General features: G+C 72.1%; 23 protein-coding genes. 13 read left to right on the forward strand and 10 right to left on the reverse strand.

The window, feature by feature from the left end:
• Window positions 1-65 precede the first annotated feature (65 nt).
• Complete coding sequence (gene gyrB, locus E8M80_RS16180; RefSeq protein WP_137126744.1) at window positions 66-2,492, forward strand: DNA topoisomerase (ATP-hydrolyzing) subunit B; 2,427 nt, start codon at window positions 66-68, stop codon at window positions 2,490-2,492.
• A 154-nt stretch (window positions 2,493-2,646) separates the two neighbouring features.
• On the opposite strand, the gene E8M80_RS16185 is transcribed toward gyrB, so the two are convergent.
• A complete protein-coding gene (locus tag E8M80_RS16185) occupies window positions 2,647-3,411 on the reverse strand; it encodes a DUF3750 domain-containing protein (RefSeq protein WP_170979452.1) in 765 nt (254 codons plus the stop codon).
• A 111-nt stretch (window positions 3,412-3,522) separates the two neighbouring features.
• On the opposite strand from E8M80_RS16185, the gene E8M80_RS16190 reads away from it, so the two are divergent.
• Window positions 3,523-3,915 (forward strand): hypothetical protein, encoded by a 393-nt coding sequence (locus tag E8M80_RS16190; RefSeq protein WP_137126745.1) that lies wholly within the window; start codon window positions 3,523-3,525, stop codon window positions 3,913-3,915.
• A gap of 169 nt (window positions 3,916-4,084) precedes the next feature.
• Here E8M80_RS16190 and E8M80_RS16195 read toward each other — a convergent pair whose 3' ends face one another.
• Entirely contained in the window at window positions 4,085-4,753 is a 669-nt protein-coding gene (locus E8M80_RS16195; protein ID WP_137126746.1) for an SDR family NAD(P)-dependent oxidoreductase, read from the reverse strand.
• Window positions 4,750-5,109, reverse strand: coding sequence for a thiol-disulfide oxidoreductase DCC family protein (locus E8M80_RS16200; RefSeq protein ID WP_137126747.1), 360 nt, complete (start codon window positions 5,107-5,109; stop codon window positions 4,750-4,752). Before E8M80_RS16200 ends, E8M80_RS16195 begins: the two co-directional genes overlap by 4 nt.
• 219 nt (window positions 5,110-5,328) lie before the next feature.
• Between E8M80_RS16200 and E8M80_RS16205 the strand changes: the two genes are divergently transcribed.
• Window positions 5,329-6,306 (forward strand): tripartite tricarboxylate transporter substrate binding protein, encoded by a 978-nt coding sequence (locus tag E8M80_RS16205; RefSeq protein WP_137126748.1) that lies wholly within the window; start codon window positions 5,329-5,331, stop codon window positions 6,304-6,306.
• Here E8M80_RS16205 and E8M80_RS16210 read toward each other — a convergent pair whose 3' ends face one another.
• On the reverse strand, window positions 6,307-6,939 hold the full coding sequence (locus E8M80_RS16210; protein ID WP_170979454.1) for a glutathione S-transferase family protein: 633 nt from the start codon (window positions 6,937-6,939) through the stop codon (window positions 6,307-6,309).
• A 58-nt stretch (window positions 6,940-6,997) separates the two neighbouring features.
• Here E8M80_RS16210 and E8M80_RS16215 point away from each other — a divergent pair, with 58 nt between their 5' ends.
• From E8M80_RS16215 to E8M80_RS16260, 10 genes are all read left to right on the forward strand, one after another.
• Window positions 6,998-7,429 carry a PaaI family thioesterase gene (locus E8M80_RS16215; protein WP_170979455.1) on the forward strand — a complete coding sequence of 144 codons (432 nt, stop codon included), beginning with the start codon at window positions 6,998-7,000 and terminating at the stop codon, window positions 7,427-7,429.
• Between the two features lie 47 nt (window positions 7,430-7,476).
• On the forward strand, window positions 7,477-8,679 hold the full coding sequence (locus E8M80_RS16220) for an acetyl-CoA C-acyltransferase (protein WP_137126751.1): 1,203 nt from the start codon (window positions 7,477-7,479) through the stop codon (window positions 8,677-8,679).
• Window positions 8,680-8,683: 4 nt separating this feature from the next.
• Window positions 8,684-9,463 carry a DUF2272 domain-containing protein gene (locus E8M80_RS16225; RefSeq protein WP_137126752.1) on the forward strand — a complete coding sequence of 260 codons (780 nt, stop codon included), beginning with the start codon at window positions 8,684-8,686 and terminating at the stop codon, window positions 9,461-9,463.
• Complete coding sequence (locus E8M80_RS16230) at window positions 9,460-10,575, forward strand: NADH:flavin oxidoreductase/NADH oxidase (RefSeq protein WP_137126753.1); 1,116 nt, start codon at window positions 9,460-9,462, stop codon at window positions 10,573-10,575. Before E8M80_RS16225 ends, E8M80_RS16230 begins: the two co-directional genes overlap by 4 nt.
• Window positions 10,576-10,792: 217 nt before the next feature.
• Window positions 10,793-11,731, forward strand: coding sequence for a tripartite tricarboxylate transporter substrate binding protein (locus tag E8M80_RS16235; protein ID WP_137126754.1), 939 nt, complete (start codon window positions 10,793-10,795; stop codon window positions 11,729-11,731).
• Between the two features lie 127 nt (window positions 11,732-11,858).
• Window positions 11,859-12,152, forward strand: coding sequence for a DUF1330 domain-containing protein (locus tag E8M80_RS16240; RefSeq protein ID WP_137126755.1), 294 nt, complete (start codon window positions 11,859-11,861; stop codon window positions 12,150-12,152).
• Window positions 12,149-12,601 (forward strand): CopD family protein, encoded by a 453-nt coding sequence (locus E8M80_RS16245; protein WP_137126756.1) that lies wholly within the window; start codon window positions 12,149-12,151, stop codon window positions 12,599-12,601. The genes E8M80_RS16240 and E8M80_RS16245 overlap by 4 nt, the downstream gene beginning before the upstream one ends.
• A 318-nt stretch (window positions 12,602-12,919) precedes the next feature.
• Window positions 12,920-14,194, forward strand: a complete 1,275-nt coding sequence (gene rho / locus E8M80_RS16250; protein WP_137126757.1) for a transcription termination factor Rho — start codon at window positions 12,920-12,922, stop codon at window positions 14,192-14,194.
• Window positions 14,195-14,198: 4 nt separating this feature from the next.
• The gene (locus E8M80_RS16255; protein WP_137126758.1) at window positions 14,199-14,456 is read left to right on the forward strand and encodes a hypothetical protein; all 258 of its coding nucleotides are present in this window, start codon (window positions 14,199-14,201) and stop codon (window positions 14,454-14,456) included.
• Between the two features lie 114 nt (window positions 14,457-14,570).
• On the forward strand, window positions 14,571-15,128 hold the full coding sequence (locus E8M80_RS16260) for an HD domain-containing protein (RefSeq protein WP_137126759.1): 558 nt from the start codon (window positions 14,571-14,573) through the stop codon (window positions 15,126-15,128).
• 21 nt (window positions 15,129-15,149) lie between these two features.
• Here the strand turns inward: E8M80_RS16260 and E8M80_RS16265 are convergent, their stop codons facing one another.
• From E8M80_RS16265 to rapZ, 6 genes are all read right to left on the reverse strand, one after another.
• The gene (locus E8M80_RS16265; RefSeq protein WP_137126760.1) at window positions 15,150-15,944 is read right to left on the reverse strand and encodes an enoyl-CoA hydratase/isomerase family protein; all 795 of its coding nucleotides are present in this window, start codon (window positions 15,942-15,944) and stop codon (window positions 15,150-15,152) included.
• A gap of 93 nt (window positions 15,945-16,037) precedes the next feature.
• Entirely contained in the window at window positions 16,038-16,322 is a 285-nt protein-coding gene (locus E8M80_RS16270) for a hypothetical protein (RefSeq protein ID WP_137126761.1), read from the reverse strand.
• A 118-nt stretch (window positions 16,323-16,440) separates the two neighbouring features.
• Window positions 16,441-18,267 carry a phosphoenolpyruvate--protein phosphotransferase gene (ptsP, locus tag E8M80_RS16275; RefSeq protein WP_137126762.1) on the reverse strand — a complete coding sequence of 609 codons (1,827 nt, stop codon included), beginning with the start codon at window positions 18,265-18,267 and terminating at the stop codon, window positions 16,441-16,443.
• Window positions 18,257-18,577 (reverse strand): HPr family phosphocarrier protein, encoded by a 321-nt coding sequence (locus E8M80_RS16280; protein ID WP_137126804.1) that lies wholly within the window; start codon window positions 18,575-18,577, stop codon window positions 18,257-18,259. The genes ptsP and E8M80_RS16280 overlap by 11 nt, the downstream gene beginning before the upstream one ends.
• Window positions 18,578-18,618: 41 nt before the next feature.
• Window positions 18,619-19,053 (reverse strand): PTS sugar transporter subunit IIA, encoded by a 435-nt coding sequence (locus E8M80_RS16285; RefSeq protein WP_137126763.1) that lies wholly within the window; start codon window positions 19,051-19,053, stop codon window positions 18,619-18,621.
• On the reverse strand, window positions 19,050-19,973 hold the full coding sequence (gene rapZ, locus E8M80_RS16290) for an RNase adapter RapZ (RefSeq protein ID WP_137126764.1): 924 nt from the start codon (window positions 19,971-19,973) through the stop codon (window positions 19,050-19,052). Before rapZ ends, E8M80_RS16285 begins: the two co-directional genes overlap by 4 nt.
• Window positions 19,974-19,981 lie beyond the last annotated feature (8 nt).

A 19,981-nucleotide genomic window follows, 5' to 3' on the forward strand; every position in this document is an offset into this window, starting at 1 on the left:
GCGCGGAAAACCCTATATGTCAGGGACGCTTCCGACCCCCTTCACAGCAGGAGCAAGCGCGCCGCATGAGCGAGCCCGCGCGTCCTTCGCCCGACGCCTACGACAGCGACTCCATCACCGTGCTCCGCGGCCTCGAGGCCGTGCGCAAGCGGCCGGGGATGTACATCGGCGACACCGATGACGGATCGGGCCTGCACCACATGGCCTTCGAGATCATCGACAACGCCGTCGATGAGGCACAGGCGGGCTACGCCACCGCCTGCCACGTCACGCTGAACGGCGACGGCAGCGTGACCGTGCGCGACGACGGGCGGGGGATCCCGACCGGCATCCACGCCGAGGAAGGCATCTCGGCGGCCGAGGTCGTGCTGACCCGCCTGCATGCCGGCGGCAAGTTCAACCAGAATTCCTACAAGGTCTCGGGCGGCCTGCACGGCGTGGGCGCCGCGGTGGTCAACGCGCTGTCCGAATGGATGGAGGTGCGGATCTGGCGCGAGGGCCACGAGCATCACCTCCGCTTCGAGCACGGGGAGACGGTGAAGCCCTGCGCGGTGGTAGGCCCGTCCGACCACGCGACCGGAACCGAGGTGACATTCAAGCCCTCCGCCCTGACCTTCACGAAAACGGAGTTCGACTTCGCGGTGCTGGAGCGGCGCCTGCGGGAACTCGCCTTCCTCAATTCCGGGCTGCGGATCGTGCTGCGCGACGAGCGCCACGCTGAGGTCCAGGAAACGCTGTTCCACTTCGACGGCGGCCTCGTCGCCTTCGTCGACTGGCTGGACAAGGGCAAGACGCCGGTCTTCGCGCAGCCGATCAGCGTGATGTCGAAGGAACAGGACGGCATCCGCGTCGAGATCGCGGTGCGCTGGACCGACAGCTACCACGAGACGATGCTCTGCTTCACGAACAACATCCCGCAGCGCGACGGCGGCACGCACCTGGCCGGCTTCCGCCAGGCGCTGACGCGCGTGGTGGGCAAGGTGGCCGAGGGGCTGGCGAAGAAGGAGAAGTTCGCCCTCGCCGGCGAGGACATGCGCGAGGGGCTGACCGCCGTGCTGTCGGTCAAGGTGCCGGACCCCAAGTTCAGCAGCCAGACCAAGGAGAAGCTGGTTTCCAGCGAGGTGCAGCCGGTCGTGCAGGCGGCGGTGGCCGACGCGCTGACCCATTGGTTCGAGACGCACCCCAAGGAAGCCAAGGACGTCGTCGGCAAGATCATGGACGCGGCCGCGGCGCGGGAAGCCGCGCGCAAGGCGCGGGATCTGACGCGCCGCAAGGGCGTGCTCGATGTCTCCTCCCTGCCCGGCAAGCTGGCCGACTGCCAGGAACGCGACCCCGCCAAGTGCGAGCTGTTCCTGGTCGAGGGCGATTCCGCCGGCGGCTCCGCCAAGCAGGGCCGCGACCGTGCCTTCCAGGCGATCCTGCCGCTCAAGGGCAAGATCCTGAACGTCGAGCGCGCGCGCTTCGACAAGATGCTGGGCAGCGCCGAGATCGGCACGCTCATCACCGCGCTCGGCACCGGCATCGGCCGGGGCGAGCCCAGCGAGGGCGGCTTCGACGCCGGCAAGCTGCGCTACCACCGCATCGTCATCATGACCGACGCGGACGTGGACGGGTCCCACATCCGCACCCTGCTGCTGACCTTCTTCTTCCGCCAGATGCCCGAGCTGATCGCGCGCGGGCACCTCTATATCGCGCAGCCGCCGCTCTACCGGGCGAAGCGCGGGCAGGAGGAACGCTACCTGAAGGACGACCGCGCGCTCGAGGACTTCCTGCTCGAGAAGGCGACCGGCGGCGCCTCCCTCCGCTTCGCGGACGAGCGCCTGCTGGCCGCGGCCGAGCTGCAGGCCGAGGTCGAGTTCCTGCGCCAGGCGACATCGCGCATCCGCCGCCTCGCGAGCCTCGTACCGGCGGACATCGTAGAGCAGGCCGCGGTGGTCGGCGCCCTGACGATGGACGGCGACCGCGCCACGGCGGCGGCCCAGGCGCTGGCCGCGCGGCTTAACGCGCTGGCGCCGGCGAACGAGCGCGGCTGGATGGCGTCGAGCGGCGAGAGCGGGCTGACGCTGGCGCGCACCGTGCGCGGCGTGCAGGAACGCCACGTGCTGGACGCGACCGCGCTCCGCAGCGCCGAGGCGCGCTGGCTCGACGAACGCCGCGACCGCCTGGCGCGGGACTTCGGCGCCGGGCCGGCCACGCTGGTGCTGGGCAGCGCCGAGCACGCCACGCACGGCCCGCTGCAGGCCTTCGACCGGCTGATCGCCGAGGGCCGCCGCGGCCTCGCCATCCAGCGCTTCAAGGGGCTGGGCGAGATGAACCCGGACCAGTTGTGGAAGACCACGCTCGACCCCGCGGTGCGCACGCTGCTGAAGGTGCGGATCGAGGATGTGGAGGATGCCGAGCAGGTGTTCTCGACCCTGATGGGCGACCTCGTGGAGCCGAGGCGCGACTTCATCGTGGGCAATGCGCTGAAGGTGGCGAACCTCGACGTGTGACGCCGGCCAGGGAAGGAAGCGGGGGGGGAGAAGGGAACTTCTCCCCCCGCACCCCCCTCGACCTTCTTTGGCATCTGGTCCCAACCCTCGGAGGTCCGGCGCCAGGTGACAAAGAAGGGAGGGGGGATCGGGGGAGGTTCTCCTCCCCCGACCTTCAGCGCGCCGCCTGCGCCTCCCGCGCGCCGAACCCGATCCGCCCGATCCCCGGCAGCTTGATCGCCGGCCGCAGCAGGTCGATGCCCGCCACGGCGCCGAGGATGCTCACCTCGACCCCCTCCACCACCCCGAGCGTGACGCCGACATAGCCGCCGAGCGTCAGCCGCAGCCCGACCCCGCCCGCGGCCGGCCGCAGCCAGCGGCCGTCATGAGGCCAGTCCCGCCCGATCGCGGTGGGCGGCAGCGAGGCGCCGGCCTCGGGCACCGCCTCCAGCACCGCCGCGACGAAGGTGTTGGAATTGGGCCCCGGCCAGGCGCGGTAGTCGCCCCGCTGCCGCCAGGCATAGGCATCGATCGCGGCCTGCATGCGCGGGATCAGCGCCGCGGCCTCTGCGCCGTCGGCCGCGAAGACCACCTCCGGCACGCGGCCGAACCAGCGGCCGTCCGGCACGAAGCCGTTGACGCGCAGCGGGTCGCCCCAGGCGGTCACGTCGTAGCGCGTGTAGGCGGGCGCGCCCTCGGGCTTCAGCACGATCCAGGAATGCACGGCGAAGATGCCGCGCCAGCGCACCGTCGGCGCTGCGAAGACGCGCACCACGGCACCTGGCGTCTCGGCCGGCGGCGGCAGCAGCCCGGCCGAGGAGCGGTCCGCCCCCCACCAGTCCCGGCCGATGCCGTCGCGCAGGTAGAGCCCCGCCGAGACGCCGATCGGCAGCAGGAAGACCACGACGAACAGGACGAACAGCAGGCGGATGCGGCGCATGACCGGGATATCAGGCCGCGCGCCGCGGGCCGCAACCCCGCCGCTGGACAGCCCGCCCCCGCCCCGCCAGCCTGCGCGCGGGCGCCGCGCCGCCCGGAGGGCCGACCCGCCATGCGCTTCAACCACGTCGCCAACCGCCTGGCTCGGGAGCATTTCGACACGGTGGTCGAGATGCTCGTGGACCGCCTCGGCTTCGTCGTCCTGCGCCGCACCGACCGGGCCATCTGGCTGCGCCAGCCGGGCGCCGGCATCGACCTGCAGTTCAGCCGCAGCGACACCGCGGGCCGCGACGCGGACAAGATCCGCTCCCAGGTCTCGTTCCTGAGCGACACGCCGGAACACGACCTCGACACGCTGCGCGCCTGGCTCGAGGCGCGCGGCATCGCGGCCATGGTCGGCGCCTATTCGGAGCGCGAATTCTGGCTGGACGCGCCGGCGGCCTTCGTGGACTTCGTGATCGAGGCGATGACGCCCGACCTCGCGGACTACGGCGTCGTGGCCTGAGCGCCGCCCATGCCAGCGGCCGCACGCATTGACGCGTGAAGCGGCCGCGCAGCCGCTGTTATGGCCTTGATTTCGCGCCCAGCCGCGGCACCGGGTCCCATCGAAGCTCGCTTCGATGGGTGCCAGTCAACCCTGCGCGCAGATACGTCCGGCGATAGTGCCGGCCGCATCAGAACGGGATCGGCGCGCCCATGTGGTCGAAGAAGCCGCCGCTCTGCTCCAGTGCCAGGGCGTCGACCACGGCCAGGAGCCGCACCGCCGCCGTCGCGGCGTCCTGGACGTCGAGCCCGCCCTTGGCGAAGGGCTGCGACAGGCCGGTATCGACCGTGCCCGGGTGCAGCGCGACGCAGATGGCGTGCGGCCGCGTCCGTGCCAGCTCCACTGCCGCCGTGCGCACGAACTGGTTCAGCGCCGCCTTCGACGCGCGATAGGCGTACCAGCCGCCCAGACGGTTGTCGCCGATGCTGCCGACGCGCGCGGACAGCGTCGCGAAGACCGCGCGCCCGTCCCGCGCGAGCCGGGGCAGGAAGTGCTTCATCAGCAGCGCCGGCCCCGCCGCGTTGACCGCGAAGGCCTGGGCCATATGCGCCGCGTCGATCTCGCGCAGCGCCTTCTCCGGCCGGAAGCGCGCATCGTGGAGGAAGCCGGTCGCGTCCAGAACCAAGCCGAGCCTGGGGCCGGCGGCCTCCGCCGCGGCGGCGATCGAGGCCTCGTCAAGCAGATCAAGCGGCGGGGCGGTGCTGCGGCCGAGACGCAGCACCGCCCCGCCGCGCGCCGCCAGCGCATCGGCCAGGGCAGCGCCGATTCCGCCCGAGGCGCCAATCACGACGGCCTTCATCGCCAGGCGCGCCGCAGCCTGAGGAAGCAGCGATAGCCCCATTCCGCCAGCAGCCCGAAGGGGGCCACGCCGAGCAGCCGCCCGAGCCAGCGGAAGCCCGGCAGCCGCCGCCAGATCTCGGCGAAGGCGGCGGCACCGCTGGCCAGGCTGCCATCCGCACGGCGCACATGCAGCCGCGCCAGCGCCGCCTCCTGCGTCAGGCCGGGCGCGAGCGGGCCGGGGCCCGCGGCGGCGGCATCGACCCAGGCCAACCCCTCGGCGCCCGGGCGGGCGCGGTAGAAGGCGATCTCCCGCGCGCAGACGGGGCAGGCGCCGTCATAGAAGACCTCGATCGGGGCTGGGGGCGGTTTTGTCATCGCCACCGCAACCTTGGCCCACGCCCGGCGGATGCAAGCCGGGGTCGCGCGACATGCCGCCGAGGCGCCGCGAGGGGGCCCGGCCGGGCGCCGGGATCGCGTCGCTCATGCGGCGACGGTGTTCGAGGGTTGCGCCCGACGCCCGGCGGGGGAACGATCCGTTCGAGCGCCGCCGGCAACACCCGCCGGGATCCGTCCGCCACAGCCGGGAGAAACCCCATGAGCACTCCGACCCGCCGCGCCCTGCTCGCCGCCGCCCTCGCCCTGCCGGCGCTCCGCGCCGCGCGCGCGCAGGCCTGGCCGACGCGCCCCGTCTCGATGGTCAATCCCTGGCCGCCGGGCGGTTCCTCGGACACCATGGCTCGGTTGTTCGCGCAGCGCTTCTCGGACAAGCTCGGCCAGGCGGTGGTGGTCGAAAACCGCGCCGGCGCCTCGGGCACCATCGGCCACAACCATGTCGCGCAGCAGCGCCCCGACGGCTACACGCTGCTGTTCGCGACCAACAGCACCTATGCGATCGCGCCGCACCTCATCACGCCGCTGCCCTACGACAACCGGCGCGCCTTCACGGGCATCAGCCTGGTGGCGCGCACGGCGCAGTCGCTCTGCGTCCATCCCTCCCTGCCGGTCGCGAACATCGGCGAGTTCCTGGCCCATGTCCGGGCCAATCCGGGCACGGTGAACTTCTCCTCGGCCGGCATCGGCGCGACCAGCCACCTCGCGATGGAGTTGCTGCTGGCGGCGGCGAACCTCGACATGGTGCACGTGCCCTATCGCGGCGGCGCGCCATCCGCCCAGGCGGTGCTGGCGGGGGAGACGAAGGTCTCCTTCATCGACGCCGTGACGGCACTGCCGCACCGCCAGGCGGGTAGCCTGAAGATGCTCGCGGTCTCGACCGCAACGCGCAGCCCGCTGGCGCCCGACGTGCCGACACTGCAGGAAGCCGGCGTGGCGGGCTTCGAATCCTCGACCGACATGGCGCTGATGGCGCCGGCGGGACTGCCGGCGGACCTCGCGAACCGCCTCGCCATGATGGTGAAGGAAGCAGTCGAGGACCCTGCCTTCCGCGCCCGCATCGTGGCGCTCGGCGCCGACCCGGTGGGCGGCACGCCGACGGAATTCGACGCCTACTGGACGCGGGAGAGCGAGAAGTGGGGCGGACTTATCCGCGCGCGGAACATCCGCCCGCCATCCTGATCACCTGACCGGCGGGGCCGTGCCGCCCATGCCTTCGGGCGGGACGGTCGCCGCGACCGAGGGCCGCGCGCTGGCCGCGTCGAACAGCGCGGCCAGCGCCGGCCGCCCCTGGCGCCACTCGAAGGCCTTGTGCCGGCGGAGGCAGTAGCCGAGCACCGAGACCAGCGCGAGCCAGGCCGCGTCGATCGTGGCGAACCCGCCGGCCGCGACGTCCTGTTCCAGCGCATCGGCCACGCGCACGGCGCGGTGCGCCTCCAGCGCGATCACGCCCGGGGATCGTTCATGCGCCGGCCGGCGCAATTCGCGGTTCCAGACCGCGATGCCGTCCAGCATGCCAAGCACGCGGCCATACCGCGCCAGCGCGCGCGGTCGGTCCGGCCCCGGCAGCAGGCGCCGCGCGGGCTCCACCAGGCTGTCCAGCACCATCAGCACCGGCGTCGTCTCGGTCACGGTCGCGCCGCCGTCCAGCGCCAGCGACGGCACGCGGCCGACCGGGTTGAAGGGCAGCAGGACGGAGGCCGGGTCGCGCAGCGTCGCCTCCTCCACCCGCACGCGGTCCTCGAGGCCGAGTTCGATCACCGCCATGCGGGCGATGCGGGCATAGGGGGAACCGGGGGCGTGGAACAGGCGCATGGGCGGCACGCTACCAGCCCCCGTTGACGGCGCCAGTGCCCTGGGCGAAGCGAAGGCCATGACCGACGCCCCCGCCCCCTTCGACCCCGCCGCCCATGGCTGGAAGATCCTCCACTGGCATGAGGAAGGCTTCCCGCTTCTCGTCGGCCCCTTCTGGTCGCGGAAGGAGGAGGATGGCTGGTCCTACGGCCTGGTGGCCGAGCCGCGCCACGGCAATGCGCACGGCATCATCCATGGCGGCATGCTGGTCACCTTCCTCGACCAGATCCTGGGCGTGACCTGCTGGGAGGCGGCGCAGCGCACGCCGGTCGTGACGATCCAGCTCAACACGCATTTCGTCTCCGGCGCCAAGGCGGGGGATTTCCTGGTGGCGCGGGCCGAGGCGGTTCGCGCCACGCGCTCGGTCGTCTTCGTGCGCGGCCAGATCATGTGCGGGGAGCGCATCGTCGCGACCGCCGACGGCGTCTGGAAGCGGCTGGGCGCGCCCTGAGGGCTCCGCTACCCTGCCGACGCCACCACGGCAGGGAAGGAAGCGCCATGCGCAGCGCCGTCATCGTCTCGACCGCCCGCACGCCGATCGGCCGCGCCTATCGCGGCGCCTTCAACGACACCAACGCGCAGACGCTGGGCGGCCACGCCGTCCGCGCCGCGGTGGAGCGCGCCCGCCTCGATCCCGCCGAGGTCGAGGACGTGATCATGGGCGCCGCGCTCCAGCAGGGCTGCCAGGGATCGAATGTCGGCCGCCAGGTGGCGCTGGCCGCCGGCCTGCCGGACAGCGTGCCGGGCATGAGCCTCGACCGGCAATGCTCCTCCGGCCTCATGGCCATCGCCACCGCGGCCAAGCAGGTGCTGCACGACGGCATGCAGGTGGCGGTCGGCGGCGGGCTCGAATCCATCTCGCTCGTGCAGAACGACAAAGCCAACTGGTTCCGCCGCGCCGACCCCGCGCTGATGGAGCGCGTGCCGGCGCTCTACATGTCGATGCTCGAGACCGCCGAGATCGTGGCCGATCGCTACGGCGTGCCGCGGGATGCGCAGGACGCCTATGCCTTCCAGAGCCAGCAACGCACCGCCGCCGCCCAGGCGCGCGGCGCCTTCGACGACGAGATCGTGCCGCTGCCCAGCGTGATGAAGCTCGCCAACAAGGAAACCGGCGAGGTGCTGGACGTGCCCACCACGCTGAAGAAGGACGAGGGCAACCGCGCCGATACCACGCTCGAAGGCCTGCAATCGCTGCAGCCGGTGTTCAAGGACGGCATGGTCGTCAAGCAGGGGAAGTTCGTCACCGCGGGCAATGCCAGCCAATTGTCGGACGGCGCCTCGGCCTGCGTGGTGATGGAGGAGGCCGAGGCGTCCCGCCGCGGGCTGCACCCCTTGGGCATCTGGCGCGGCATGGCGGTGGCCGGCTGCGATCCCGGGGAGATGGGCATCGGCCCGGTCTTCGCCGTGCCGAAGCTGCTGAAGCAGCATGGCCTCAAGATCGAGGACATCGGCCTCTGGGAACTGAACGAGGCCTTCGCCTGCCAGGTGCTGTATTGCCGCGACCGGCTCGGCATCCCGGACCACCTGCTGAACGTGGATGGCGGCGCGATCTCGATCGGCCATCCCTACGGCATGTCGGGCGCGCGCATGGCCGGGCATGCGCTGATCGAGGGGAAGAAGCGCGGCGCGAAGTACGTCGTGGTGACGATGTGCGTCGGCGGCGGCCAGGGCGCGGCCGGGCTGTTCGAGGTCGCCTGACGGCATGACGCGCCACGCGGCGATCCTGCTCGGCGCGCTGCTCGCCGCCTGCGCCGCGCCGCCGCCGGAGCCGCCGCTGTCCTATCCGCCGGCGGCACGCGAGCGCATGCTGCGCATCGCGACCGCGGAATGGGAGGAATGGGGCCGCCAGACCGCGGAGGCCCCGGCAGCCGGCGAAACCGACAGCGCCAATTTTCCGCGCGTACTCGCCTATTGGCGCGCGGTGCCGGAAGGCACGGGCCCAATCGCGCGCAATCGGGCGCGGTTCCGACAGGGGGACCCCGACCTCTGGCGCGAGCCCGCCTGGTCCGCCGCCTTCATTTCCTTCGTGCTGCGCGCGGCGGGGGTGGATGCGCGGGAATTCCCACCCTCGGCCGCGCATGCCTTCTATCTCGATGCGCTGGTCGCCGACGCGGCGCGCTTCCCGGCCACGGCGCCCTTCCTGCCGCATGACCCCGGGGCGCGCGCACCGCGCGTGGGGGACCTCGTCTGCGCCGACCGCTCGGCCGCGCCGCTCGCGTCCTGGCGGGACCGCGCGGCGGATGGCGGGCGGTTCCGGCCGATGCATTGCGACATCGTGCTGCGCGTGGCATCCGGGCATGTCGACGCGGTCGGCGGCAATGTGCGCGACGCCGTCACCCTGTCCCGCTTCGCGGCCGACGCCGCGGGGCGCCTGCTGCGGAGGCCGCCGGGCGAGCCGCAGTGGTTCGCCGTCCTCGAGAACCGCCTGGGGCGCCTGCCGCCCTGGGCGCCACCACCAGCGAACGGAATTCCCTCACCGTGACCGACCTCTTCTCCCCCCTCACGCTGCGCGGCGTCACGCTGAAGAACCGCATCGGCGTCTCCCCCATGTGCATGTACTCCTGCCGCGACGACGGCATGCCGACCGACTGGCACCTGGCGCATCTCGTCTCCCGCGCCGTGGGCGGCGCCGGGATGGTGATGACGGAAGCCTCGGCGGTCGTGCCGGAAGGGCGCATCACGCCGGGCGATGTCGGCATCTGGAGCGAGGCGCATGTCGCCGCCCATGCGCGCATCGCCGCCGCCGTCGCCGCCGTGGGCAGCGTGCCGGCCATCCAGATCGCCCATGCCGGGCGCAAGGCGTCGCGGGAGGCGCCCTGGGGCAGCGGCGCGGCCAAGCCGGGCTGGACCTGCCTCGCGCCCTCGGCCGAGGCCTTCGAGGGCTTCGCCGTGCCCAAGGCGATGACCGAGGAGGAGATCGGCGGCACCATCGCCGCCTTCGTCGAGGCCGCGAAGCGGTCCGTCCGCGCAGGCTACCGCATCATCGAGCTGCACGGTGCGCACGGCTACCTGATGCACCAGTTCCTCAGCCCGATCTCGAACCGGCGCAACGATTCCTGGGGCGGAGACTTCGAGGGGCGCACGCGCTTCGCGCGCGACACCGCGGCCGCCGTACGCGCCGCCATCCCGGCCGACATGCCGCTGATGCTCCGCATTTCCCATTCCGACTGGGTCGAGGGCGGCTGGACGACGGAGGAGAGCGTGGAGCTCGCCCGCCGCCTGAAGGCGATCGGCGTCGACATGATCGACGTCTCCTCCGGCGGGCTCGATGCGGGGCAGAAGATCCCGCTCGGCCCGGGCTACCAGGTGCCGGGGGCGGGGGCGGTGAAGACGGGTGCCGGCATTCCCGTGGCCGCCGTCGGCATGATCACGGACCCCGCGCAGGCGCAGGCGATCCTGGCCGAGGGCAAGGCGGACCTGATCCTGCTGGCGCGGGTGCTGCTGCGCGAACCCTATTGGCCGATGCGCGCGGCGGCGGAACTCGGGCGCCCCGACGCGCTCGGCATCCCGCCGCAATACGACCGCGGCTGGAACACGGTGGCGAAGTGGCAGATGGACCGCGCCATCGCGGAGCCCATGCACACGCTGGGGTAGGGCGTTCGCGGTGAGGGGCGCTGCCCCTCTCCGCACCTCGCCTCGCCAAAGGCCGAAGGGCCTTTGGAAACGGATACCTGGCGCCCATCATCGGCGGGTGGCGCGGTGGTGGTGTCCAGAGGCCTTTCGACCTCTGGCGGGTGGGGTCCGGGGAAGGCAGGGCCCTCCCCGCACTGGCCTGCTATGCTGGCCGAAACCATCCCTGGGAGGGGTCGCCATGTTCCGCACACTCGTCGCCGCGCTTTGTCTCCTCGCCACCGCCGTCGGCGCGCAGGAGGCCTTCCCCAGCCGGACGGTCACGCTGATGGTCGCCTATCCGCCCGGCGGCAACACGGACCTGATGGCGCGCGCGCTGCAGCCGGAACTCACGCGCGCACTCGGCCAGACGGTGGTGGTGGTGAACCGCGGCGGCGCGGCGGGCACGATCGGCAGCGCGGAGCTCGCCCGCGCGCGGGCCGACGGCCACACCATCGGCATCACGCCGAACAACCCGATCACCGCGCAGCCGCACGCCATCGCGCTGACCTACGGGCTCGACAGCTTCCGCTTCCTCTGCCGCGTCTACGACAACCCGCAGGTCGTCATTCTCGGGCGGGACGCGCCGTTCCGGGACTTCCAGGGTCTCGTCGCCTATGGCCGGCGCGGGCGGGAGGCGCTGGTCTACGGCGCCCCCGGCAATGCCAGCACGCAGCACATCCTGATGGCGGCGCTGATGAAGCGCGCGGGCATCGAGGCGCTGATGGTGTCCTTCACCGGCGCGGGGCCGATGAGCCAGGCGGCGCTGGGCGGGCAGATCATGGCCTTCGTCGAGGCGTCGTCGATCGCCGCCTCGACCGGCCTCACGCCCGTCGCGACGCTGACCGCGCAACGCCTGGCGCATCTGCCGGAGGTGCCGACGGTGGCCGAGCTCGGCTACCCCGTGCAGGGCAGCTCCCATGGCGGGCTGATCGCGCCGGCCGGCATCCCGGATGTCGCCGCGGCCGCGATCGAGCGCGCCTGCGAGGCGGCGGTGACGAGCGAGGGCTTCCGCACCACGGCGCAGCGCCTTGCCTCGGTGCCGGCCTTCCTGCCGGGCGCGGCGTTCCGGGAGAGCTTCGCCGCCGAGAGCGCGGCCAACCAGGTGGTGCTGCGCGACCTCGGCCTGGCGAGGAACTGAGGCCCGGCGCCTGCCGTTCGGCAGTGCGGGGCTGTCGACGACCCCGGTCGCGCGCTGCCCGGCCGGCGCTTGCGGCGGCGCGCCCCGCCCAGCATGCTCGCGCGCCCAGCAGGACGGGACCACCGGCATGGCCGCCTATCTCATCGCCAACATCACCGTGCGCAACCCCGCGCGCTTCGAGGAATACCGCGCCGCGGTGCCGGCGGTGATCGCGCGTTTCGGCGGCCGCTACCTGGTCCGCGGCGGGGCGGTCGAGGCGCGGGAGGGCGAGCCGGGGCTGAACCGCCTGGTCATCCTGGAATTCCCCGACATGCCGGCGGCGCGCGCCTTCTACGACAGCGCGGAGTATGCCCCGCTGCTGGCGCTGCGCCTCGCTTCGACCACCGGCAGCGTCGCGCTGGTGGAGGGCATCGCCGCGTGACGATCGACGCCCTGGCGCCCTGGTATCCCTGGGTCAAGGCGATGCACCTGCTGGGCGCCTTCGCCTGGATGGCGGGGCTTTTCTACCTGCCGCGACTGTTCGTCTATCACTGCCAGGTCGCGGCCGGCTCGGCGCAGTCCGAGCTGTTCAAGGTCATGGAGCGCCGCCTGCTGCGCGCCATCATGAACCCGGCGATGCTCTGGACCTGGGCCTTCGGGCTGCTGCTCGTGCTGACGCCGGGCGTGGCGGATTGGGGCGCGGGCTGGTGGTGGGGCAAGGTCGCGGGCCTGCTCGCCATGACCTGGGTGCACATGGACCTCGCTGCCGCGCGGACGCGCTTCGCCGCCGACGCCAACACCCGGAGCGAGCGCAACTGGCGCATCATGAACGAGGTGCCGACGCTCGCGCTGATCCTGATCGTCGTCATGGTGATCGTGAAGCCGTTCTAGCTTGCCCCGCGCGGCGGAGGCCGGGCCGCGCGGCGCCGGTGTCGGCGGCCTAGGGCGGGCGCCCTTGAACCGATCCGCCGCATGGCGCATATCCCCGGTTGACGGGCCGTCCCCGCCTTCCTAGGGTCGGCGCTGCTTCCCGCCTGCGGTGCGGGGCGTTCCGCGCCCGGCGCCGCCACTTCCTTCCTTTCCTTTTCGGGACATCGCCCCTCGCGCCGGCTTCCGGCGCCGATCAGGGCGAGCAGGCACCGGCCTCGGCCGGCCCGCCCGCGGGAACGTCCCGGCCAATCCCCCGCTCTCGGACGCCGTCCAGGACCCATGCACCTCTCCGAACTCAAGACGAAAAGCCCCGCCGACCTCCTCGCCTTCGCTGAGGAAGTGGGTGTCGAGAACGCGTCCAGCCTGCGCAAGCAGGACATGCTGTTCGCCATCCTGAAGCAGCTCGCGGACAACGAGCAGGCGATCTTCGGGGAGGGCACGCTGGAAATCCTGCCGGACGGGTTCGGGTACCTCCGCAGCCCGCAGGCGAACTTCCTGCCCGGACCGGACGACATCTACATCTCGCCGGCCCAGGTGCGCCGCTTCGGCCTTCGCACCGGCGACACGGTGGACGGCCAGATCCGCGCGCCCAAGGACGGCGAGCGCTACTTCGCGATGTTGAAGGTCAACAACATCAACTTCGAGCCGCCCGAGGCGCTCAAGCACCGCATCAACTTCGACAACCTGACCCCGCTGTATCCGAGCCGCCGGCTCAAGATGGAGAACCCGGAGGTCGAGAGCGTCGCGAAGTCCCCCACCAAGGACAACACGCATCGCGTCATCGACCTGATCGCGCCGATCGGCATGGGCCAGCGCGCGCTGATCGTCGCACCGCCGCGCACCGGCAAGACCGTGATGCTGCAGAACATCGCGAAGTCGATCTCGGCCAACAACCCCGAGGTCTTCCTGATGGTGCTGCTGATCGACGAGCGGCCCGAGGAAGTGACCGACATGGCGCGCACCGTGAAGGGGGAGGTCCTGGCCTCCACCTTCGACGAGCCGGCGACGCGCCACGTGCAGGTGACCGAGATGGTGCTCGAGAAGGCCAAGCGCCTGGTCGAGCACAAGCGCGACGTGGTGATCCTGCTGGATTCGATCACTCGCCTGGGCCGCGCCTACAACAGCGTCGTCCCGTCGAGCGGCAAGGTGCTGACCGGCGGCGTGGACGCCAATGCCCTGCAGCGCCCGAAGCGCTTCTTCGGCGCGGCGCGCAACATCGAGGAAGGCGGCAGCCTCACCATCATCGCCACCGCGCTGATCGACACCGGCAGCCGCATGGACGAGGTGATCTTCGAGGAGTTCAAGGGCACCGGCAACTCCGAGATCATCCTGGACCGCAAGCTGTCCGACAAGCGCGTCTTCCCGGCCATCGACATCACGAAGTCGGGCACCCGCAAGGAGGAACTGCTGGTCGATCGCGGCACGCTGTCCAAGATGTGGGTGCTGCGCCGCATCCTGAACCCGATGGGCACGCAGGACGCGATGGAGTTCCTGACCGACAAGCTGAAGTACAGCAAGACGAACCAGGACTTCTTTGACGCGATGAACACCTAAGCCCATGCGGCTGCCGCATCTGCCAGTCGACGGAGTTTATGAACGCGGCCCGAATCGCGGCCGCGCCTACACAGGCCATGTCGCGACCGACAGGATGGGTCGGATCGTCGCATTCCCGCCCGGGCAGCATCGGTTCCGCGATGCGCGGGTCTGCGACGATGCGGCGGAACTCCGTGCTCTTCTCAGCAAAGGCTGGAAAACGCGCGTGGATGCCGGCGATGGTGCGCCGCCTTCGGTCCTGAAGGCGCAGGCGCGCTGGTGAATGTCGGCTGCGCCGGCTGACAGACCCTGGCGAGACGGCTTCCTGCGAGGAACCGCATCGTTGGCCGACCTTCACCGTTCCGCCCATTCAAGTGGATGAAGCTTCGAAGCCCTGATGGACCATCACAAAGACCCCGCCGCCGAAATCCTCCGCGCCACCCTCTTTGCCGCCCGCGCCCATGCCGGCCAGGTGCGCAAGGGCGCTGCCGCCGAGCCCTACGTGAACCATGTGATCGAGGTCGCCGCCATCCTCGCCGAGGCCGGCGCGCCGCAGGAGGCGATCCTGGCCGGTCTGCTGCACGACACGGTCGAGGACACCGAGGCGACGCATGCCGACCTCGTCGCCGCCTTCGGGGAGGAGGTCGCGGCCCTGGTCGCCGAGGCGACAGACGACAAGGCCCTGCCCAAGGAGACGCGAAAGGCGCTGCAGGTCAGCCTGGCGCCGAAGAAATCCGCGGCGGCGAAGCAGCTGAAGCTGGCCGACAAGATCTCGAACCTGCGGGCCATCGCCGACAGCCCGCCGGCCAGCTGGAACCACGCGCGGCGCACCGAATACGTGGGCTGGGCCGGGCGCGTGGCGGATGGCTGCAAGGGCGTGAACCCGGCGCTCGACGCCCTGTTCGAGGAAACCTACCGCGCCGCGATGGCGAAGCTCGCGGCCGAGGCGCGCTGAGGCCGCGAGGCGGCGCCGCCCCTACCCCTCCAGCCCCGGCAGCCGGTACCGGTCCGCCGGATCCTCCCACCCCTGCCAGTTCGGCGCCCGCTTCTCGGCGAAGGCCGCGCGACTCTCCAGCAGGTCGCCCTTGGCGCCGTGCTCGTGCAGCCGCGCGGCCAGCGCCTGCTGCGCTGCACTCGGGCGCGGGCGCATCAGCCGCATCATGTGCACCGTGTTGACGCGCGACGCCGGCGGCAGAGACAGCAGGTGCTCCGCCATGCGCAGCGCCTCGGCCACTTCTTCCCCGGGCGCCACCAGGCGGTTGACGAAGCCCAGCTGGTGGAAGCGCTCGGCGGTGAAGCGGAATCCGAGCGCCATCTCCATCGCGACCGGGAAGGCCAGGTTCGCCAGCATCCCGTGGTCGTAGCCGCCGAGCAGCCAGCGCTTCGCCTCCGACACCTCGAAGACCGCAGTCGTCGCGGCGACGCGCAGGTCCGTCCGCTCCACCAGCATGAAGCCGCCGCCCATGGCGAAGCCGTTCACCGCGGCGATGACCGGCTTCTCCAGCGTGCCGTCGTTGAAGGGGTTGGCGATGTCGAGCGGCGTGCCGCCGGGCGTGCGGTTCGCGAGCGATTCCTTCATGTCCTCACCGGCGCAGAAGGCGCGGCCGGTGCCGGTCAGGATCGCGACATCGAGCCCTTCGTCGTGGCGGAAGGCGGTCCAGGCCTTGGCCAGTTCGACGCGCATCTCGGTGTTCAGCGCGTTCAGCCGCTCGGGCCGGTTCATGCGCACCACCAGCACCTGGCCGTGGCGCTCCGTCTCGACGACGCTCATGCAGTCCTCCCGGTCGCGGCGGGGCACGGTCCCGCTTTGCCGGAAGGCTACTGCGCTTTCCGCGCAGCCGGAAACGGCCCGCCGGCCGCGGCTTCAATCGTCGTCGTCGTCGTCCTCGCGGTCGCGCAACCGGCGCGTCCGGTCGCCGCCTTCCGCGACACGCGATGCGGGGCGGGCGCCGCGCTCCCGCCAAGTCTCGGTCCGCACCCAGCCGCGGCGGCCGCGGTCGTCCTCGACATGGAAGCGCTCGACGACCGTGCAGCGGCCATTCGAGCAGTTGGAGGAACTGTCCGAGGACTGGCTCCCGGCATCGGCCGAGAGCGGCGCGAGCCAGAGCGCGAAAAGTCCGGTCACGGCGGCGCGGCGGATGTGGCCCATGGCGAAGGTCTCCCTTGCTGCTGGGGTCAAACCTGCAGGCGACGCGAGACATCGCGCGGGCGGAACAAGGGCGAAACCGGGGCAGGGTGAAACGCTTCACCCCCGCGGGGGCGAAGCGTCAGCCGCGCTCCGTAAGCCCCTGCGCGAAGCCCGCCACCAGCTCGCGGATGCGCACGGGGTCGGACTGCTCCATCACCCGCCGTGCGAAGCGCGCGCAGTCGCCGATGTCGAGCGCGCGCACCGCCTGCTTCACGCGCGGGATGGCGGAGGCATTCATCGAGAAGGTCCGCACGCCGAGGCCGAGCAGCAGCGGCGTGAGCTGCGGGTTGCCCGCCATCTCGCCGCAGATCGAGACCGGCATGCGCAGCCGCAGCGCCGCCTCGGTCGCGAACTGCACGAGCCGCAGCACCGCCGGATGCAGCGGGTCGTACAGGTGGGCCACGTCCACCTCGCCGCGATCCACCGCCAGCGTGTACATCGCCAGGTCGTTGGTGCCGATGGCGAAGAAATCGGCCTCGAGCGCAATGGCGTCGGCAGCTAGCGCCGCCCCCGGCGTCTCGATCATGACGCCGAGCGCGGGCAGCTTCTCGGGCAGCTTCTCGCCACGACGACGCAGCCGTCGCGCGACGCGCTCGTAGATCTCGCGCGCCTGCTTCACCTCCTCGGGGACCGTCACCATGGGCAGCAGCAGGCGCACCTCGCCGTCGCCGGCGGCGGCGGCCACGCGCAGCACGGCGGCGAACTGCACCTCGAGCAGCTCGGGCCGCTTCAGCAGCATCCGCAGGCCACGCAGGCCGAGCGCGGGGTTGGCGCCGGCATGGACGGGCACCACGCCCTCGGCCAGCGCCTCCATGTCCTTCTCGCCGCCCCAGTCGAGCACGCGGATGGTCACGGGCTGGCCTTCCATCGCCTCGACGATCTGGGTGTAGGCCTCGACCTGCGCGTCCTCGTCGGGCAGGTCCTCGCGGTTCATGAACAGGAACTCGGTGCGCAGCAGGCCGATCCCCTGCGCGCCGGCCTGCGCGATCAGCGGCAGCTCCTGCGGGATCTCGAGGTTGGCCTGCAGCTCGACCACCTCCCCGTCCGTCGTCTCGGCCGGCAGGCGCCGGAGGCGCGACAGCTTCGCGCGTTCCTTGGCGAAGGCGGCCAGCCGGGCCCTGCCCTCGGCGAGCGTCGCGGCCGAGGGATGCACCGTGACGACGCCGGCCGAACCGTCGAGCACCGCCTGGTCGCCACGGCTCGCCGCCTCGGTCAGGCCATGGGCACCGAGCACCGCGGGGATGCCCAGCGCGCGCAGCATGATGGCGGTATGCCCGTCCGTGCCGCCTTCCTCGGTCGCGACGCCGGCGATGCGCGCGGGGTCGAGCAGCGCGGCATCCGCCGGCGTCAGCTCCTCGGCCACCAGGATGCAGCCCTCGGGCAGGTCCTTGAGGCTGCGGAAGGGCGTCGCGGTCAGGTTGCGGACCAGGCGGCGGGCGATGTCGCGCACCTCGTTGGCGCGCCGCGCGAGCCCCGCCTTGTCGTCGTCCTTCGCCCCCAGGATCGCCGCGCGGATGTCCTCGCTCTCGACCAGCACCGCGGTCTCGGCCGAGAGCAGCTCCGTCTCGATTCGCTTGCGCGCGCCGCGGATCAGCCGCGAATTGCCGAGCATCATCAGGTGCGCGTCGAGCAGCGGGGCGATCTCCTCCTGCGCCTCCTCGGGCAGCACGCCGATACGGGTCTTGAGCTTCGCGACCTGCTTGCGGGAGAAGGCGACGGCGGCCGCGAGCTTCTGGCGCTCCTCCTCCGCCTGCTCGGCCACGATGCCGCGGCGCGGCGCCTCGGCCGGCGGGTCGGTGGTGTCGAAGACCGCGCCGATGGCGACACCGGGGGAGACCGCGATGCCGCGCACCGCGACTTCGCGCGCCTGCGGCTTGCCCTTCGCCTTGCCGGGCTCAGTCTTCATGGAAGCCGGCCTCGACCAGCCCGGCCACAGCGTCGAGCGCCTCCTTTGCGTCCCAGCCCTCGGCCTCGATCGTGACCTCGGCGCCCTGGCCGGCGCCCAGCATCATCAACCCCATGATCGAGCAGGCGGGCACGCTCTCCCCGCCGCGCACGACGTTGACGCACGCCGAGAAGCGCTCGGCCATGGTCACGAGCTTCGCGGCGGCGCGCGCATGCAGGCCGCGGCTGTTCGGGATCACGACGCTGCGCCGGAGCACGAGGCCGGATTGGCCCGGGTCGCAGCCGCAGGGGTCGGCGGACGCCTCGGACATCTCCGGCGGCACCCTGGCGCCGGGCTCGTCGGGCCATTCGTTCACGCGCCGTCCCTCCTGGGTGGGGCGGCGGGCGCCCCGGCCGCCACGTCCCGCCCGCTCGCGATGTATTTCCGCCCGGCCGCCTTGGCGTGGTCCACCGCCTCGGCCAGGGGTTCGCTGCCGCGAACCCTGGCGAACTTCACCAACAGCGGCAGGTTCACGCCCGCCAGCACCTCGACCGGCTTGCCGTCGCCGGTCATCTGCATCGCGAGATTCGATGGCGTGCCGCCGAACATGTCGGTCATGACCACGACGCCGTCGCCCTGGTCCACCTCCTCGATCGAGCGGCGGATGTCGGCGCGGGTATGGTCGAGGTCGTCCTCCGCCCCGATGCATACCGTCGCGACCGCCGTCTGCGGGCCGACCACGTGCTCCATGGCGTGCCGCAATTCCTCGGCCAGCCGGCCATGGGTGACGAGTACCATACCGATCATGATGTCTGCGTCAGGGCCTCCCGCCCCGCTCGGCGGCCGGGGGCATCCTGCCCACCTTCGGCCGCCAGTTCGCGATGGGCCAAATCAACAGGCCAGCCCCCCGCCCTCAGGTGTTCCGCCAGCCGCTCGGCCGCCAGGACGGACCGATGCCGCCCGCCCGTGCAGCCCATCGCGACGGTGAGGTACTTCTTCCCCTCCTGCGCGTAGCGGGGCAAGAGCGGGCTGAGCATTTCGGTCATGCACCGCCAGAACGGCGCGAAGTCGGGGTCGGCCTCGATATGCGCGGCCACGGCCGGGTCCCGCCCGGTCAGCGGCCGTAGCGCATCCACATAGTGCGGGTTGCGCAGGAAGCGCAGGTCGAACACCAGGTCCGCCTCCCGCGGCAGGCCCCGGGGAAAGGCGAAGGAGACGACCGAGACGGCCATGCCCGGCCCGCCCTCGATCCCGAAGCGCCGCTCGATCATGCGCCGGAGCGCGGGCAGCGGCAGGTCCGAGGTGTCCACCACCATCTCGGCCGTGGTGCGGAGCGGCGCGAGCAGCGCCTCCTCCCGCGCGATGCCCTCGGCGACGCTGGCGCCGAGCGGCCCGCCGGGCGCGAGGGGATGGCGCCGCCGCGTCTCGGTGTAGCGGCGCAGCAGCACGTCGGGTTCGGCGGTCGCGAAGACCAGCGTCACGGCGATGTCGGGCCGCAGCCGCAGGCGCTCGAGCAGCGCGGCGACGGCGGCACCGTCGAAATCCCGCGTGCGGCTGTCCACCCCGGCCGCGAGCGGCTGTGCGCCATCCCCGACCAGCGCCTCCAGCACCGACAGCGGCGGGTTGTCCACGGTCTCGTAGCCGAGGTCCTCGAGCACGCGCAGGATCGACGCCTTCCCGGCGCCCGAAAGGCCGGTCACCAGCACCACCTGCCGCCGTGCCGCCATGCCCCCGT

It is taken from the genome of Roseomonas sp. HF4, from assembly GCF_005222755.1.
GTDB lineage: Bacteria > Pseudomonadota > Alphaproteobacteria > Acetobacterales > Acetobacteraceae > Neoroseomonas.

What these genes read in the sequence shown, in the direction of transcription:
- gyrB (WP_137126744.1), top strand. Translation starts at nt 66, where the DNA reads ATGAGCGAGCCCGCGCGTCCTTCGCCCGACGCCTACGACAGCGACTCC.
- E8M80_RS16185 (WP_170979452.1), bottom strand. Translation starts at nt 3,411, where the DNA reads ATGCGCCGCATCCGCCTGCTGTTCGTCCTGTTCGTCGTGGTCTTCCTG.
- E8M80_RS16190 (WP_137126745.1), top strand. Translation starts at nt 3,523, where the DNA reads ATGCGCTTCAACCACGTCGCCAACCGCCTGGCTCGGGAGCATTTCGAC.
- E8M80_RS16195 (WP_137126746.1), bottom strand. Translation starts at nt 4,753, where the DNA reads ATGAAGGCCGTCGTGATTGGCGCCTCGGGCGGAATCGGCGCTGCCCTG.
- E8M80_RS16200 (WP_137126747.1), bottom strand. Translation starts at nt 5,109, where the DNA reads ATGACAAAACCGCCCCCAGCCCCGATCGAGGTCTTCTATGACGGCGCC.
- E8M80_RS16205 (WP_137126748.1), top strand. Translation starts at nt 5,329, where the DNA reads ATGAGCACTCCGACCCGCCGCGCCCTGCTCGCCGCCGCCCTCGCCCTG.
- E8M80_RS16210 (WP_170979454.1), bottom strand. Translation starts at nt 6,939, where the DNA reads ATGCGCCTGTTCCACGCCCCCGGTTCCCCCTATGCCCGCATCGCCCGC.
- E8M80_RS16215 (WP_170979455.1), top strand. Translation starts at nt 6,998, where the DNA reads ATGACCGACGCCCCCGCCCCCTTCGACCCCGCCGCCCATGGCTGGAAG.
- E8M80_RS16220 (WP_137126751.1), top strand. Translation starts at nt 7,477, where the DNA reads ATGCGCAGCGCCGTCATCGTCTCGACCGCCCGCACGCCGATCGGCCGC.
- E8M80_RS16225 (WP_137126752.1), top strand. Translation starts at nt 8,684, where the DNA reads ATGACGCGCCACGCGGCGATCCTGCTCGGCGCGCTGCTCGCCGCCTGC.
- E8M80_RS16235 (WP_137126754.1), top strand. Translation starts at nt 10,793, where the DNA reads ATGTTCCGCACACTCGTCGCCGCGCTTTGTCTCCTCGCCACCGCCGTC.
- E8M80_RS16240 (WP_137126755.1), top strand. Translation starts at nt 11,859, where the DNA reads ATGGCCGCCTATCTCATCGCCAACATCACCGTGCGCAACCCCGCGCGC.
- rho (WP_137126757.1), top strand. Translation starts at nt 12,920, where the DNA reads ATGCACCTCTCCGAACTCAAGACGAAAAGCCCCGCCGACCTCCTCGCC.
- E8M80_RS16255 (WP_137126758.1), top strand. Translation starts at nt 14,199, where the DNA reads ATGCGGCTGCCGCATCTGCCAGTCGACGGAGTTTATGAACGCGGCCCG.
- E8M80_RS16260 (WP_137126759.1), top strand. Translation starts at nt 14,571, where the DNA reads ATGGACCATCACAAAGACCCCGCCGCCGAAATCCTCCGCGCCACCCTC.
- E8M80_RS16265 (WP_137126760.1), bottom strand. Translation starts at nt 15,944, where the DNA reads ATGAGCGTCGTCGAGACGGAGCGCCACGGCCAGGTGCTGGTGGTGCGC.
- E8M80_RS16270 (WP_137126761.1), bottom strand. Translation starts at nt 16,322, where the DNA reads ATGGGCCACATCCGCCGCGCCGCCGTGACCGGACTTTTCGCGCTCTGG.
- ptsP (WP_137126762.1), bottom strand. Translation starts at nt 18,267, where the DNA reads ATGAAGACTGAGCCCGGCAAGGCGAAGGGCAAGCCGCAGGCGCGCGAA.
- E8M80_RS16280 (WP_137126804.1), bottom strand. Translation starts at nt 18,577, where the DNA reads ATGTCCGAGGCGTCCGCCGACCCCTGCGGCTGCGACCCGGGCCAATCC.
- E8M80_RS16285 (WP_137126763.1), bottom strand. Translation starts at nt 19,053, where the DNA reads ATGATCGGTATGGTACTCGTCACCCATGGCCGGCTGGCCGAGGAATTG.
- rapZ (WP_137126764.1), bottom strand. Translation starts at nt 19,973, where the DNA reads ATGGCGGCACGGCGGCAGGTGGTGCTGGTGACCGGCCTTTCGGGCGCC.